Source organism: Streptomyces sp. H39-S7 (genome assembly GCF_027158205.1).
GTDB lineage: Bacteria > Actinomycetota > Actinomycetes > Streptomycetales > Streptomycetaceae > Actinacidiphila.
Genome location: NZ_JAPVLU010000001.1, coordinates 188,119 through 202,641, shown reverse-complemented (window position 1 = coordinate 202,641; position 14,523 = coordinate 188,119). Strand labels below are relative to the sequence as shown.

16 protein-coding genes are annotated in these 14,523 nt (G+C 70.6%); 15 read left to right on the top strand and 1 reads right to left on the bottom strand.

Annotated features, from left to right (window positions below; translation table 11 throughout):
* Positions 1-42: 42 nt before the first annotated feature.
* The 15 genes from O3X23_RS01025 to crcB (O3X23_RS00955) are packed head-to-tail and all read left to right on the top strand — an operon-like array spanning position 43 to position 13,228.
* Positions 43-1,068 (top strand): ABC transporter ATP-binding protein, encoded by a 1,026-nt coding sequence (locus O3X23_RS01025; protein ID WP_269269066.1) that lies wholly within the window; start codon positions 43-45, stop codon positions 1,066-1,068.
* Positions 1,065-1,892 (top strand): MlaE family ABC transporter permease, encoded by an 828-nt coding sequence (locus O3X23_RS01020; protein ID WP_269269065.1) that lies wholly within the window; start codon positions 1,065-1,067, stop codon positions 1,890-1,892. The genes O3X23_RS01025 and O3X23_RS01020 overlap by 4 nt, the downstream gene beginning before the upstream one ends.
* Before the next feature lie 3 nt (positions 1,893-1,895).
* Positions 1,896-2,786, top strand: coding sequence for an MlaE family ABC transporter permease (locus O3X23_RS01015; protein ID WP_269269064.1), 891 nt, complete (start codon positions 1,896-1,898; stop codon positions 2,784-2,786).
* Entirely contained in the window at positions 2,783-4,096 is a 1,314-nt protein-coding gene (locus O3X23_RS01010; RefSeq protein ID WP_269269063.1) for an MCE family protein, read from the top strand. The genes O3X23_RS01015 and O3X23_RS01010 overlap by 4 nt, the downstream gene beginning before the upstream one ends.
* On the top strand, positions 4,093-5,124 hold the full coding sequence (locus O3X23_RS01005) for an MCE family protein (RefSeq protein ID WP_269269062.1): 1,032 nt from the start codon (positions 4,093-4,095) through the stop codon (positions 5,122-5,124). Before O3X23_RS01010 ends, O3X23_RS01005 begins: the two co-directional genes overlap by 4 nt.
* A complete protein-coding gene (locus tag O3X23_RS01000) occupies positions 5,121-6,179 on the top strand; it encodes an MCE family protein (protein ID WP_269269061.1) in 1,059 nt (352 codons plus the stop codon). The genes O3X23_RS01005 and O3X23_RS01000 overlap by 4 nt, the downstream gene beginning before the upstream one ends.
* Positions 6,180-6,202: 23 nt before the next feature.
* Positions 6,203-7,210: an MCE family protein gene (locus tag O3X23_RS00995; protein ID WP_269269060.1), complete on the top strand. Its 1,008-nt coding sequence runs from the start codon at positions 6,203-6,205 to the stop codon at positions 7,208-7,210.
* A gap of 44 nt (positions 7,211-7,254) precedes the next feature.
* Positions 7,255-8,580 (top strand): MCE family protein, encoded by a 1,326-nt coding sequence (locus O3X23_RS00990; RefSeq protein ID WP_269269219.1) that lies wholly within the window; start codon positions 7,255-7,257, stop codon positions 8,578-8,580.
* Complete coding sequence (locus tag O3X23_RS00985) at positions 8,577-9,830, top strand: MCE family protein (RefSeq protein ID WP_269269059.1); 1,254 nt, start codon at positions 8,577-8,579, stop codon at positions 9,828-9,830. The genes O3X23_RS00990 and O3X23_RS00985 overlap by 4 nt, the downstream gene beginning before the upstream one ends.
* A gap of 11 nt (positions 9,831-9,841) precedes the next feature.
* The gene (locus tag O3X23_RS00980; protein ID WP_443047668.1) at positions 9,842-10,387 is read left to right on the top strand and encodes a hypothetical protein; all 546 of its coding nucleotides are present in this window, start codon (positions 9,842-9,844) and stop codon (positions 10,385-10,387) included.
* A gap of 23 nt (positions 10,388-10,410) precedes the next feature.
* Positions 10,411-11,019, top strand: coding sequence for a hypothetical protein (locus O3X23_RS00975; RefSeq protein WP_269269057.1), 609 nt, complete (start codon positions 10,411-10,413; stop codon positions 11,017-11,019).
* 38 nt (positions 11,020-11,057) lie between these two features.
* Positions 11,058-11,609 (top strand): hypothetical protein, encoded by a 552-nt coding sequence (locus O3X23_RS00970; protein ID WP_269269056.1) that lies wholly within the window; start codon positions 11,058-11,060, stop codon positions 11,607-11,609.
* A gap of 23 nt (positions 11,610-11,632) precedes the next feature.
* Positions 11,633-12,355, top strand: a complete 723-nt coding sequence (locus tag O3X23_RS00965) for a hypothetical protein (protein WP_269269055.1) — start codon at positions 11,633-11,635, stop codon at positions 12,353-12,355.
* 40 nt (positions 12,356-12,395) lie between these two features.
* Entirely contained in the window at positions 12,396-12,854 is a 459-nt protein-coding gene (gene crcB / locus O3X23_RS00960) for a fluoride efflux transporter CrcB (RefSeq protein ID WP_269269054.1), read from the top strand.
* Entirely contained in the window at positions 12,851-13,228 is a 378-nt protein-coding gene (crcB, locus tag O3X23_RS00955; protein WP_269269053.1) for a fluoride efflux transporter CrcB, read from the top strand. The genes crcB (O3X23_RS00960) and crcB (O3X23_RS00955) overlap by 4 nt, the downstream gene beginning before the upstream one ends.
* Before the next feature lie 13 nt (positions 13,229-13,241).
* Here crcB (O3X23_RS00955) and O3X23_RS00950 read toward each other — a convergent pair whose 3' ends face one another.
* Positions 13,242-14,405, bottom strand: coding sequence for a magnesium and cobalt transport protein CorA (locus O3X23_RS00950; protein WP_443047655.1), 1,164 nt, complete (start codon positions 14,403-14,405; stop codon positions 13,242-13,244).
* Positions 14,406-14,523 lie beyond the last annotated feature (118 nt).

Sequence of the window (14,523 nt, the reverse complement as noted above, 5' to 3'; positions counted from 1 at the left end):
CGGCGCCGCGAACGGCGCCGGCCAATCATCCCGGGAGGTGTTATGGGAATCGAAGTGGTCGTCGAAGGACTGACCAAGTCTTTCGGGAGTCAGAACGTATGGCAGGACGTCACGCTCACTCTGCCGCCCGGTGAGGTCAGCGTGATGCTGGGCCCCTCGGGTACCGGAAAGACCGTGTTCCTGAAGTCGGTGATCGGGCTGCTCAAGCCCGAACGCGGGCGCGTGATGGTCAACGGCGTCGACATGGTGAACAGCCCGGAACGCGACGTGTACGAGGCGCGCAAGCTCTTCGGCCTGATGTTCCAGGACGGCGCGCTGTTCGGGTCGATGTCGCTCTTCGACAACATCGCCTTTCCGCTGCGCGAGCACACGAAGAAGAAGGAGTCCGAGATCCGCCGCGTCGTGATGGAGCGGATGGACATGGTCGGACTCCTGGGCGCCGAGGCGAAGCTGCCCGGCGAGATCTCCGGCGGCATGCGCAAACGCGCCGGGCTGGCCCGCGCCCTGGTCCTGGACCCGCAGATCATCTTGTGCGACGAGCCGGACTCCGGCCTCGACCCGGTCCGCACGGCGTACATCTCGCAGCTGCTCATCGACCTGAACGCGCAGCTCGACGCGACGATGCTGATCGTCACGCACAACATCGACATCGCCTCGACGGTGCCGGACAACATGGGCATGCTCTTCCGCCGCCGGCTCGTCGCCTTCGGGCCGCGCGAAGTGCTGCTGACCAGCCAGGAACCCGTGGTCGCCCAGTTCCTCGGCGGCCACCGGGCCGGTCCGATCGGGATGTCGGAGGAGAAGGACGAGGCCACCATCGCCCTGGAGGAGCGGCACGGCGTCACCGGGAGCAGCGCGGCACCCCGCACCATCGAGCCGCAGCTGGAGCCGACCCCTGGGCTGCCGGTCCGGCAGGCGGTGCTGCGCCGCAGGGAGCGGGTGCTCGGCATGCTGGACACGCTGCCGCCGGCCGCGCGGCACGCGATCGAGTCCAGCTTCGACCGCACCGGGCACGTCGCCGCGGGCCGTCCGGCGCCGGCGGGACGCGCGGGCGGAGGGCTGTCATGACGGCTCCTCCCCCGACGGTGCCGGCCGCGCAGGACGTACCGGTCGAGCCACGCCCGGTGCCCGGCCTCGGCTGGCTGCGCGAGACGGGCCGGCTCTTCTCGCTCGCCGTGACGACGGTCGGCGCGATGTTCCGCCGGCCGTTCCAGGCCCGTGAGCTGATCGAGCAGGTCTGGTTCATCGCGAGCGTGACGATCCTGCCCGCCGCCCTCGTGTCGATCCCGTTCGGCGCGGTGATCGCGCTCCAGGTCGGGTCGCTGACCCAGCAGCTCGGCGCCCAGTCGTTCACCGGCGGCGCCAGCGTGCTGGCCATCATCCAGCAGGCGAGCCCGCTGATCGTCGCCCTGCTGATCGCGGGAGCCGGCGGTTCGGCGATCTGCGCGGACCTTGGTTCGCGCAAGATCCGCGAGGAGCTGGACGCGATGGAGGTCATGGGCGTCTCGCCGGTGCAGCGCCTCGTCGTCCCCCGGGTGCTGGCGGCGATGTTCGTGGCGGTGCTGCTCAACGGGCTGGTCTCCGTCGTCGGCACGCTCGGCGGCTACTTCTTCAACGTGATCATGCAGAACGGCACACCGGGCGCGTACCTCTCCAGTTTCTCGGCGCTGGCCCAACTGCCCGACCTGTACATCAGCGAGCTGAAGGCACTGATCTTCGGCTTCATCGCGGGCATCGTCGCCGCCTACCGGGGACTGAACCCGCGCGGTGGCCCGAAGGGCGTCGGCGACGCGGTGAACCAGTCGGTGGTCATCACCTTCCTGCTGCTCTTCTTCGTGAACATGGTGCTCACGGGGCTGTACCTGCAGATCGTCCCTGCGAAGGGATCCTGACCGATGGCCCTCCTCGACAAGGACGCCCCGCAGGACGCCCCCGTCCCGCCGGACCGCGAACCGGCCGCGCCCCGCGCCGGCTCCCGGTCCGAGCGCTGGTTCGGGTGGCTGGACCGCAGCGGCGACCACCTGATCTTCCACATCACCGTGCTGCTGTGGATCCCCAAGACCCTGCGCCGCTATTTCAAGGAGATCCAGCGGCTGCTGGCCGAGGTGGCGTTCGGCAGCGGTGGGCTCGGGGTCATCGGCGGCACCGTCGGCGTGATGATCGCGATGACGCTCTTCACCGGCACGGTCGTCGGCCTCCAGGGGCACGCCGCGCTCAACCAGGTCGGCGCCGCCGCGTTCACCGGCTTCGTCTCGGCGTACTTCAACACCCGGGAGATCGCACCGCTGGTGGCGGGTCTCGCGCTGTCGGCCACCGTGGGCGCGGGCTTCACCGCGCAGCTCGGCGCGATGCGCATCAACGAGGAGGTCGACGCCCTGGAAGGGATGGGCATCCGCAGCGTGCCGTACCTGGTGACGACGCGGGTCATCGCGGGTGTCGTCGCAATCATCCCGCTGTACGGGATCGGCCTGATCAGCTCGTTCTTCGCCTCACGGCTGGTCACGGTCTACGTGAGCGGCCAGTCGTCGGGCACCTACGACCATTACTTCTCGACGTTCCTGTCGCCCGACGACGTCCTGCTGTCCTTCCTCAAGGTGATCATCTTCAGCGTCGTGGTGATCCTCGCCCACTGCTACTACGGCTTCCACGCCGAGGGCGGTCCCGCCGGGGTCGGGGTGGCGGTCGGCAAGTCCGTGCGCAACGCGATCGTGGTGATCAGCGTGACCGACTTCTTCCTGAGCCTGGCCATCTGGGGCACCACGACGACGGTGCGGGTGGCCGGATGAACGCCCGCACCGCGCAACGGCGCTTCGCGGGAGTGGTGTACCTGCTTGTCCCGGCGCTGCTCATCTGGCTCTCCGTGGCGATCTACGACAAGGAGTTCTCCGACGACGCGACGGTGACGGTCAGGACCGGCAGCGTCGGCAACGCGATGCACCTGTACGCGGACGTCAAGATGCGCGGGGTGGTGGTCGGCCAGGTGCGCGGCATCACCTCCGACGGCGACGGTGCCCGGGTCACGCTGGCCATCCAGCGCGACAAGCTGAAGGGCATCCCCGCCGACGTCACCGTGCAGATGCTGCCGACGACGCTGTTCGGGGAGCGCTTCGTGGCCCTCGTGCCACCGCGGCAGAGCACCTCGGGGTCGAAGCTGCTGGCCGGCAGCACCATCGCGCAGGACCGCTCCAGCAACGCCATCGAGCTGGAGCAGGTGCTCGACAACGTCCTGCCGCTGCTGACCGCCGTGCAGCCGGAGAAGCTCTCCGCCACCCTCAGCGCCGTCTCGCAGGCGCTGCGGGGGCGCGGCACCAAGCTGGGCGACAGCGCCGTCACCCTCGACGCCTACCTCGCGAAACTGAACCCGAACCTGCCCACCCTCAACCGGGACATCCAGGAACTGGTGAAGGTCAGCCGCGTGTACGGCGACGCCGCCCCCGACATCCTGCAGGCGCTCACCGACTTCACGACGACCAGCGGCACCATCGCCGAGCAGCGCGCCAACCTCAGCACCCTGTACGGGTCGACGACCAGCACCTCCCAGGACCTGACCGCGTTCCTGCGGCAGAACCAGGACACCATCATCCGGCTGTCGGCCGACAGCAGGGGAACGCTCCAGCTGCTCGGCGAGTACGCGCCGTCGTTCCCCTGCACCCTGCGCACGCTCGCCAACTTCGTGCCGGCGATGGACAAGGCGCTGGGCAAGGGCACGAACGAGCCGGGACTGCACGTCACCGTGCGGACCGTTCCCTCGAAGGGCAGGTACGTGCCGGGCAGGGACAAGCCGTCGTACACGGCGAGCACCGGGCCGAACTGCTACCCGGTCCCGTACCTCGGCCGGCCGGCCCGGACGGACAACACGGTGGCACCCGGGCTCACAGGCCCGGCGACCACGAAGCCCCTCACGTCCTCCGACCTCACCGTGGCCGGTGCGGGAAGCGGGAACGGCGGCCTCGGGCTCGCCAACTCGCCGCAGGAGAACCAACTCGTCAACGAACTGCTGGCACCCGCGATGAACACGGAGCCGCAGTCCCTTCCCGACTGGAGCAGCCTGCTGGCCGGTCCCGTCTTCCGCGGCGCGGAGGTGAGTCTCAAGTGAGGCGCCGGAGCATCGCGGGCCCGCTGATCAAGTCGCTGGTCTTCATCCTCGTGACGGCCCTGGCCACCACCGTGCTGGCCTTCAGCATCGCCAACACCGGGATCGCGGACACCGTCGGCTACAAGGCGCGGTTCACCGACACCACCGGGCTGATCACCGGCGACAGCGTGCGCATCGCCGGGGTGAAGGTCGGCCAGGTCGAGGACATCAGGGTGGTGGACCGGCGGCTCGCGCAGGTGACGTTCTCGGTCGAGAGGGGCCGGGCGCTGCCCGCCTCGGTGACCGCCTCGATCAAGTACCTGAACATGGTCGGCCAGCGCTACATCGACCTGCAGCAGGGCACCGGAGCGATGGACCGGTCCTTCACACCCGGCTCCACCATCCCGCTGGACCGCACCTCTCCCGCCCTCGACCTCACCCAGCTGTTCAACGGGTTCCAGCCGCTCTTCGAAGGGCTGTCGCCCAAGGACGTCAACCAGCTCGCCGGGGAGATCATCCAGGTGCTCCAGGGCGAGGGCGGCACCGTGAACAGCCTGATCAAGAACGTGGGTTCGCTGACGACCACGCTGGCGGCCAAGGACAAAGTCATCGGTGAGGTGATCGAGAACCTCAACACCGTCCTGACCAGCGTCAACACCCGCGAACAGGGCTTCAACGACCTGGTGTCCACCCTGCAGACCCTCGTCACCGGCTTCGCGGGCGACCGGCAGCCGATCGGGGACGCGATCACCGCGATCTCCCAGCTCACCACCAGTACGGCGGGGCTGCTGGACGACGGCAGGGCGCCGCTGAAGGAGGACATCCGCCAGCTCGGCAGGCTGTCGTCCAACCTGGCCGCGAGCACCCCGCAGATCGAGAACTTCCTGCAGAAGACGCCCGTCAAGATGCGGACGATCACCCGCCTCGCGTCGTACGGGTCCTGGCTCAACCTCTACCTCTGCGAGGCCAAGGTGTCGGGCGTGACCACTTCGGACGGCAGCAAGGCGCCGACCGGTATCGCGATCACCGAAGCGAGGTGCAGGTCATGAGCCGGCTGTCGCGCCTGCGGCGGCGGGCGTCGAAACGGCGCCCGAAGCCGATGGCGGAACGGAACCCCGTCACCGTCGGAATCGTCGGGCTGCTCGTCCTCGTCCTGCTGGGCGCGGTCGTCTACAACGCCGACGCGCTGCCGTTCATCGGAGGCGGCACCACGTACACGGCGGACTTCACCGAGGCGGCGGGGCTCGACCCCGGCAACGAGGTGCGGGTCGCCGGGGTGAAGGTCGGCAAGGTGACCGGAGTGGGGCTCGACGGCGCCAAGGTGAAGGTGACCTTCAAGGTCAAGGACACCTGGATCGGCGACGCCAGCCGGGCCGCGATCGGCATCAAGACGCTGCTCGGCGAGAAGTACCTGGCCGTGGACCCGCTCGGCTCCGCCGCGCAGAACCCCGGCCGCCGCATCCCGGCCACCCGCACCACCTCCCCGTACGACGTGACCCAGGCGTTCAACGGGCTCGGCGAGACCTTCGGGGAGATCGACACCGCGCAGCTCGCCAAGAGCTTCGACACCATCTCCGCCACGTTCAAGGACACCGCCCCCCAGGTGCACACCGCCGTCACCGGGCTCTCCGCCCTGTCGAAGACGATCTCCGACCGCGACACCCAGCTCGCCAAGCTGCTGGCCGGCAGCAAGCAGCTCACCGGGACGCTCGCCGCGCAGCAGGGCAGGTTCGAGAAGCTGATCACCGACGGGAACCTGCTGCTGGGCGAGGTGCAGAAGCGGCGGGACGCCATCCACGGGCTGCTCACCGGCACCCAGGACCTCGGCATCCAGCTGACCGGACTCGTCGAGGACAACAACAAGCAGCTGGAGCCCACCCTCAGCGCGCTGAGCCGGGTCACCACCGTCCTCCGGAACAACCAGAAGAGCCTCGACGCGGCCCTCGCCGCGATCGGGCCCTACTACCGGCTGGTCGGCAACACCCTCGGCAACGGCCGCTGGTTCGACACCTACCTCTGCGGGCTCGTCCCGCGCAACTACCTGCCCGCCGGCACGCCTCCCACCACCGGATGCATGCCACCCAAGACCCAGGGCGGTCGCTGATGGGCGCATGGAGGACGGCACGCATGTCCAGGAGGCGCGGGCTCGCGCTCGGCACCGTACTGGTGCTCGTACTCGTCGCGGTCGCCGGCGGGATCTACGTGTTCGCCGGGAGCGGCGGCAAACGCATCACCGCCTACTTCGACCAGGCCGTCGGCGTCTACCCCGGCTCCGACCTGCGGGTGCTCGGCGTGAAGGTCGGCACCGTCGACTCGGTGACACCGGAGGGCCGCCAGGTGCGGGTGAACCTCACGCTGGACAAGGGCGTGAAGGTGCCGGACGACGTGGGCGCCGTCGTCGTGGCGCCCAGCATCGTCTCCGACCGTTACGTCCAGCTGAGCCCCGCGTACACCGGCGGCGCGCAGATCCGCGATCAGGCGACGATCCCGTCGAGCCGCACCGCGACCCCGGTGGAGGTCGACCAGCTCTACGAGAGCATCACCAAGATCAGTGATGCGCTCGGTCCCGCCGGCGCGAACTCCACGGGTTCGCTCTCCGCGCTGCTCGACACCGGCGCCGCGAACCTCGGCGGCAACGGCGAGCTGCTCGGGCAGACCATCGAGCAGCTCGGCAAGGTCACCAAGACGCTGTCGAAGAACAGCGGCCCCTTCTTCGAGACCCTCACCTACCTGCAGTCCTTCACGACGATGCTGAAGAACAACGACGGCAACGTGCACCGGGCCGCGCAGCAGCTCTCCCAGGTCACCGGCTTCCTCGCCGAGGACAAGCAGAACCTGGCCGGCGCGCTGAAGCAGCTCGCCACCGCACTGGGCGAGGTGAAGGGCTTCATCCAGGACAACAGGACCCGGCTGAAGTCGGTCGTCGACCAGCTCGCGCCGCTCACCCAGTCCCTCGTCGACCAGCGGGCCTCCATCGCGGAGGCGCTCGACACCGCGCCGCTCGCGGCCGGCAACGTCCTCAACGCCTACGACCCGGCGCACCGGACCATCAACGGCCGGGCCGACATCAACGAGCTCAGTTTCCCGCTGCCGACCGTCGGCACCGTGTACGGCACGCAGGGAGCGACCCGGTGAGACGTACGAAGCGGGTCGCCGCGGCGGCGGCCCTCACGCTCGCGCTGGCCGGCTGCTCGGCCCCGGGCCTCGGCGGCATCGAGACGCTGCCGCTGCCCGGCGGCGCCGACCTCGGCAGCCATCCGTACACCGTCACGGCCGAGTTCGCCGACGTCCTCAGCCTCGTCCCGCAGTCGGCGGTCAAGGTCAACGACGTGGCGGTGGGCCGGGTCACCGCCGTCGACCTCGCGCCGAACGGCTGGACGGCGAAGGTCACGATGCGCGTCAACGGCAAGGTCGTCCTCCCGGCCAACGCGTACGCCCACCTCGAACAGTCCAGCCTGCTCGGCGAGAAGTTCGTGCAGCTGGCCGCGCCGGACCAGAAGACCGGCGAGCCCGGCAGCGGCCGGCTCGGCGACGGCGCCCGGATCCCGCTCGACCGGACCAACCGCAACCCGGAGGTCGAGGAGGTGTTCGGCGCGCTGTCGATGCTGCTCAACGGCGGCGGCGTCGCCCAGCTCAAGACGATCACCGTGGAGCTCAACAAGGCGCTGCAGGGCAACGAGCCGCAGGTGCGTTCCATGCTGACCCGCGTCAACACCCTCGTCACCGACCTGGACGGCCACAAGCAGGACATCACGGCGGCGCTCGACGGCGTCAACCACCTCTCCGCGACCCTCGCCACCCGCGACCGGCAGATCGGCACGGTCCTCACCGGCCTCAGCCCGGGTCTGAAGGTCCTGGAGGAGCAGCGCGGTTCCCTGGTGACGATGCTCCGCTCGCTGGACACCCTGTCCCAGGTCGCGGTCACCACCGTGAACAGGAGCAAGGACGACATGGTCGCCGACCTCAGGGCGCTCGCGCCCACCCTGCAGCGGCTCGCCGACTCGGGGAAGGCGCTGCCGGACTCGCTCCAGGTGCTGCTCACCTATCCGTTCACGGACGAGGTGCTCAGCGGCGTCAAGGGCGACTACCTCAACGTCTACCTGGACATGACGGCGGCGCCCGGCACGCAGATCGTCCCCGAACTCAACTTCGGCGACAACGTCTACCCGCCGCCGACCCAGGACCCGGGGGAGGACGTGGGAGGCACGGACGCGGGTACCGACGCGGGCACGGACGCCGGCACCGATGCGGGCACCGACGCGGGCACGGATGCCGGGACGGACGCGGGCACGGATGCCGGGACGGACGCGGGTACCGACGCGGGTGCCGATGTGGGCGGGACGGACGCGGGCACGGACGCGGGCACGGACGCCGGTACCGATGGCGGTGCCGACGGGGGCGGAACGGAGGGCGGTGAGGGCGCCAGGTCGTCGTCGCTCTTCCCGCTGCCGTCCGTCGGACCGGTCAGAACCGTTCCGGCGCCCTCGGCGGGAGGCCACTCATGATCACCCTCGGCACCCGGCTGAAGAACGTCGCCTTCCTCGTGATCGCCGTCCTCGTCCTCGGCTTCATCGGCGCCCGGTACGCCGACCTCGGCCACTACTTCGGCATGCGCGGCTACTACGTCGTCAAGGTCCAGCTGCCGGAGAGCGGCGGCCTGTTCAGCCACTCCAACGTCACCTACCGCGGAGTCTCCGTCGGCCGCGTCGGACCGATCACCCTCACCGACGACGGCGTGGAGGCCGAGCTGCGCATCGACGACTCGGCGCCGCCCATCCCCACCCGGCTGCAGGCCGTGGTCGCCAACCTGTCAGCGGTCGGCGAGCAGTACATCGACCTGCGCCCGACGGCGGACGGCGGGCCCTACCTGGCGGACGGCGCGCGCGTCCCGGTGGCGGACACCCGCACCCCCGCCCCGGTGACGAACCTGCTCACCAGCGTCGACACCCTCGCCTCCTCCGTGCCGCTGTCGTCGCTGCAGACCGTGGTCGACGAGTTCGGCAAGGCGTTCCAGGGCCAGGGGGACAACCTGCAGTCGCTCATCGACAACGGCACCGACTTCATCCAGGCCGCCGACAAGAACGAGCCCACCACCACCAAACTCATGATCGACGGGGCGACCGTGCTGAGCACCCAGGCGCAGGAGGGCGACGCGATCAGGTCGTTCGCCACCAGCGCCAAGGACCTGGCCGCGTCACTGAGCGGCTCCGACACCGATCTGCGCCGGCTGATCACCGCCGCACCGGAGGCCGCGACGCAGATCAGCGGGTTGCTGCGGGACCTCAACCCCAGCCTCAGCGTGGTGCTCGCAAACCTGCTGACCACGTCCGACGTGGCCGTCACCCGCCAGCACGGCATCGAGGAACTCCTGGTCCGGCTGCCCGCGGTGGCCGCGGCCGGTGCCACCGCCATCAACGGCAAGGGCGCCAACCTCGGGATGTCGGTGACGTTCTTCTCACCGCTGCCCTGCACCGCCGGATACGGGGGCACCACGTACCGCAACGGACTCGACCTCAGAACAGCGCCGGCGCTCAACACCGGGGCGCGCTGCACCGCTTCGCCGGGCAGCGGCACCAACGTCCGGGGATCCGCCAACGCCCCGAAGGGCGGCGTGCCGGCGGCGACCCGGCCCGGTGCGCTGCTGCTGGGCACCGACGCGGGCGGCACGCTGCCCGCGGCCCTCGGCCTGCCGTCCCTGCCGGCCGCCGGCCCCTCCGGCATGAGCGGACTGCTCGGACTGGAGCCGCGCCCGTGACCGGTCGGCGGATGTCCCTTCCGCGCCTCCCGACGGTCTCCGCGCCGGCCAGGAGCGCCGTCGCCTGGGCGGTGGCGGCGGCCATCGTCGTGTTCTGCGCGTTCGCCGGCTGGTCGTACCGGCAGGCGCGCACCGACGAGGCGCTCGCCTACGCCAAGGCCCGCGACGCCGTCCTGGCCGACGGGCGGCAGAGCATCGCCCGCCTCAACAGCATCGACGGCACCGATGCCCAGCAGGTGCAGGAAGGGCTGCGGCAGTGGCTCGACGCCACCACCGGGCCGCTGCACGACGAGATGGCCCGAACGAACCCTGAGAGCGGCAGGTCGCTGCAGCAGGCCGGTACCAGGGCCCGCTGCACCGTCACCGACGCGGCGGTCACCGAACTCGACACCCGGTCGGGCACGGCCAGGCTCATCGCGACGGTGCAGGTGGCGCTGACCCCGCGCGGCGGAGCGCCCGCCACCACCGACCGCAAGCGTTTCGAGGCCGGTCTCGCCCGTACCTCCGGGGGCTGGAGGCTCACGGCGATCAACGCGGTACCCGTCGGCGCGGGCTGATCCGGGAGAGGAGGGCGAAGAACGTGAGCACCACAGGAGACACCAGGACCGAACCCGCCGAAGAGGCGGTCGAGGTCGAGGACAGCCCGGAGACCGACGACACACCGGCCGACCCGGGCCCCGCCCGGCGCCGTCGCGTCACCCCGACGGTGATCGGCGCCGCGCTGCTCGCCCTACTGCTGCTCACGGGTACCGGGCTCCTGGTCCGCACCCATCAGCTGACGGACCCGGGGGCCACGTCCAACTCGGCGCTCACCGACACCGGAGCCACCAGCCGGGTCATCGGCGACGTCAGCAACACCCTCGCCAAGGTCTTCTCGTACACGCCCGAGGACACCCGGGCCACCGAGCTGGCGGCGAAGGAACTGCTCGGCGGATCGGCGGCCGGGCAGTACGAGGCGCTGTTCGGGCAGGTCAAGCAGCAGGTGGCCGCGCAGAAGCTGACGCTCACCACGCATGTGGTGCGGGCCGGCGTCACCCGGCTCGACGGCGACAGCGCCCGGCTGCTCGTCTTCCTGGACCAGACGGCGGAGCGCAAGGGAAAGAAGGCCACCACCGCGGCGGCCCAGCTGTCGGTGACCGCCCGGTTCCACGACGGGCACTGGCAGATCACCGACATCACGTCCCGGTAGTCCCGGTAGTCCCGGTAGTCCCGGTAGGGGAGAGGCAGATGCAAGGTACGAAGACGTGGAACCCGCTGCTGGTGGCAGCCGTCGCCCTGGCCGTCCTCGCGGTGGCCGCCGCGGGCTGGGGCGGCTGGACCTGGTACGGGGCGGCGCACGACGACTCCGCCGCCTACGCGCAGACCCGCGACCAGGTGCTGGCCGCCGGTGAGCAGGGCGTGCAGAACATGAACACCCTCGACCACAAGAACCTGCCGCAGGGACTCGACACCTGGCAGAACTCCACCACCGGCGACCTGCGCAGCCAACTGGTCCAGGGAAGAACGGAGTTCGAGAAGCAGGTGCGGCAGGCGCAGACGGTGACCACGGCGAAGGTGCTGTCCGGATCCGTGACCGAGCTGGACGTCCGGGCCGGGAAGGCGAGCGTGATGGTGGCGCTGCGCATCACGGTCACCGCGCCCAGGAGCAAGCCCTCGGCCAAGGAGAGCCGGCTGCTCGGCGAGCTGACCCGTACGTCCGACGGCTGGAAGCTCAGCGCCCTCGGTCAGGCGCCGGTCGGGGAGACCGCCCCCAGTCCGCAGCCTTCCGCCGCCGGTTAGAGGACCCGAGAGGACCCGCGCACATGTCGACGACCCGCCACCTCATTAACCGGCAGCGGCGCCTGGCCGCCGCACCGCCCGCGAGCCGGACGCGCCCGGGACCGCCGCCCGCGCCCGAACCGGACGAACAGGATCATCAGCCGGTACAGCAGAAGGACAGGAAGCCGAAACCGAAGCCGAAACCCGCGCCGAAACCCTCTGCCAGGAAGCCCGGCGGAGACGGCGGCGGCAGCGGCCCGCGCCGGGTGGTGGTCGCCCTCGGCCTGCTGACGGTGCTGTTCGGCGGGTTCGCCGGCTGGGCCGCCATGGAGGCGGCCACCCTCCACGACACCGCGTCCACCCGGAACAGCGCCCTCACCGACACCGCCCGCACCAGCGAGGTCAAAGGCATGGTGACGCAGGCCGTGAACTCGGTCTTCTCCTACAACTACGCGGACACCGCACGGACGGATCAGGCGGCGAAGAAGCTGCTGACCGGCAAGGCGGTGCAGCAGTACGCGGACATGCTCGCCCAGGTGCGCAAGCAGGCGCCGACGCAGAAGCTCGTCCTGACGACGACGGTCACCGACAGCGGTGTGGAGCTGATCGACGGCGACCGGGCCCGGGTGCTGATCTTCGCGGACCAGCGGAACACCCGTACCGCGCCGAAGGAGGAGACGACGTACGCGGCGGCCATGTTCGCCGTGGACGCCGTGCACCAGGACGGCGCCTGGAAGATCAGCAACATCGACACCTTCAACCGCTGACCTGCGGCTCGCGGGGGCCCGGCCGGTATCGTGACGCGCGATGCCCACCGATCCCGACGTCGATCTGCGCGTGCCGGCGCAGCGCGACGAAGTGCTGCGCCACCCTGTCCAGGTCCTGGCCGTGATCGCGCTGGGCGGCGCCGCCGGCGCCTGCGCCCGGTACGGCGCCGCGCTGCTGTGGCCCACGCCCGCCGGCGCTTTCCCCTGGACGACGCTGCTGGTCAACACCGCCGGCTGCGCGGTGATGGGGGTGTTCATGGTGCTGATCAGCGAGGTGTGGACCGTGCACCCGCTGGTGCGGCCGTTCTTCGGGACCGGCGTGCTCGGCGGCTTCACCACCTTCTCCACCTACGCCGTCGACATCCGCGACCTGCTGGAGCGGGGCGAGGCGGCCACCGGACTCGCTTATCTGGCCGGGACGGCGCTCGCCGCCCTGGCGGCCGTGTGGACGGGCGCGACGGTGACCCGTCGCCTGGCGTCGCGGGGTGCCGCGCGGTGAACTGGCTGCTCGTCATCGCCGGCGCCGCCGTCGGCGCCCCGCTGCGCTACCTCACCGACCGTTTCGTCCAGGCCCGGCACGAGACGGCCTTCCCCTGGGGAACGATCACCGTCAACGTGGCCGGCAGCCTGGTGCTCGGGGTCGTCACCGGCGCGGTGGCCGCCGGAGCCGCTTCGTCCTCCGTGCAGTTGCTGCTGGGCACCGGCCTGTGCGGGGCGCTGACGACGTACTCGACGTTCTCCTACGAGACGCTGCGGCTGGCCGGGGACGGGGCCCGGTTCTCCGCCGCCGCGAACGTGGTGGCGAGCATCACCGCCGGGCTGGGCGCCGCCGCCATCGGCGTGGTCCTCGCCCGGACGCTGTGGGGGACCTGACGGGTCCCGGCCCTCACAGCCAGTCGCGCCGCTTGAAGACCATGTACAGCCCGACGCAGACCACGCCCATCAGCCCGATGGCGAACGGGTAGCCGAAGACCCACTTCAGCTCGGGCATGGACTCGAAGTTCATGCCGTAGACGGTGCCGATCAGGGTCGGGGCGAAGAGGATGGCCGCCCACGCCGAGATTTTCTTGATCTCGTCGTTCTGGGCGTTGCTGGCCTCGGCGAGCTGCTTCATCTCCTCGTTCTGCGCCTGGGTGACCAGGGTGGCGTTGACGGCGAGGATGTCCGCGATCATCTGCCGGAAGCCGTCCACCCGCTCGACCACGGTGGTGGCGTGGTCGTCAACGTCCCGCAGGTAGCGCCGCAGCTCCTGGTCGGTGCCGTACTTCTCGAACCCGGCGGTCAGGGCCGAGAGGATGCTCAGCAGCGGACGGGTGGCGCGCTGGAACTCGACGACCTCGCGGGACAGCTCGTAGATGCGGCGCGAGACCTTGGGGTCGCCACCGAAGACCTCGGTCTCGATCTCGTCGATGTCGTTCTGCAGACCGGCGATGACCGGCGCGTACCCGTCGACGACGGAGTCCAGCACCGCGTAGAGCACCGCCTCGGGGCCGAGCCGCAGCAGCTCCGGGTCGGCCTCCAGCCGGGCGCGCACGGTCGACAGGTCGGGGGACTGGCTGTGCCGGACGGTGAGGACGAACTCCGGGCCGACGAAGAGGTGCAGCTCGCCGAAGTCGACCTCCTCGGAGTCGTCGAGGTAGCGGGCGGCGCGCAGCACGACGAAGAGGGTGTCGCCGTAGCGTTCCAGCTTCGGCCGCTGATGGGCGACGACGGCGTCCTCGACGGCCAGCTCGTGCAGCCCGAACGCGGCGGCGGCGGCCAGCAGCTGGTCCTCGGCCGGCCGGTAGAGGCCGATCCAGGCCATGGCGTCCGGTGTGTCGGGCAGTTTCCGGTAGGCCTCGGTGAGGGTGGCCGGGGTGTCGATCCGGCGGCCGTCGCGATAGAGCGCCGCGTCGATCACGCTGTTCTCCACGGGACCGGACTCGGTGGTGTCGTCCAGGGGGTGCCGGGGCTCCATCGAGCGCTCGGGGGCCGCGTCCGAGCCGTCGACGCGCCGGCCGTTCTGGTCGCGCTTGTGCGGGCGCAGTCCCCGGGGACGCCGGTCCGACATGGCGGGCTCTTTCCTGGCGGAGCGGTTCTGTCCGGTCACCCCTCACGCTACGGGGGCGCGAGGCGGATACCCGGGGTCGTTGGACCGTCCGGGTGGTGTTCATACGACAAGCGGCGCG

Bases quoted from the DNA above. Each gene is read 5' to 3' on its own strand.
- O3X23_RS01025 (WP_269269066.1), top strand. From the start codon at position 43: ATGGGAATCGAAGTGGTCGTCGAAGGACTGACCAAGTCTTTCGGGAGT.
- O3X23_RS01020 (WP_269269065.1), top strand. From the start codon at position 1,065: ATGACGGCTCCTCCCCCGACGGTGCCGGCCGCGCAGGACGTACCGGTC.
- O3X23_RS01015 (WP_269269064.1), top strand. From the start codon at position 1,896: ATGGCCCTCCTCGACAAGGACGCCCCGCAGGACGCCCCCGTCCCGCCG.
- O3X23_RS01010 (WP_269269063.1), top strand. From the start codon at position 2,783: ATGAACGCCCGCACCGCGCAACGGCGCTTCGCGGGAGTGGTGTACCTG.
- O3X23_RS01000 (WP_269269061.1), top strand. From the start codon at position 5,121: ATGAGCCGGCTGTCGCGCCTGCGGCGGCGGGCGTCGAAACGGCGCCCG.
- O3X23_RS00995 (WP_269269060.1), top strand. From the start codon at position 6,203: ATGTCCAGGAGGCGCGGGCTCGCGCTCGGCACCGTACTGGTGCTCGTA.
- O3X23_RS00985 (WP_269269059.1), top strand. From the start codon at position 8,577: ATGATCACCCTCGGCACCCGGCTGAAGAACGTCGCCTTCCTCGTGATC.
- O3X23_RS00980 (WP_443047668.1), top strand. From the start codon at position 9,842: ATGTCCCTTCCGCGCCTCCCGACGGTCTCCGCGCCGGCCAGGAGCGCC.
- O3X23_RS00970 (WP_269269056.1), top strand. From the start codon at position 11,058: ATGCAAGGTACGAAGACGTGGAACCCGCTGCTGGTGGCAGCCGTCGCC.
- O3X23_RS00965 (WP_269269055.1), top strand. From the start codon at position 11,633: ATGTCGACGACCCGCCACCTCATTAACCGGCAGCGGCGCCTGGCCGCC.
- crcB (WP_269269054.1), top strand. From the start codon at position 12,396: ATGCCCACCGATCCCGACGTCGATCTGCGCGTGCCGGCGCAGCGCGAC.
- O3X23_RS00950 (WP_443047655.1), bottom strand. From the start codon at position 14,405: ATGTCGGACCGGCGTCCCCGGGGACTGCGCCCGCACAAGCGCGACCAG.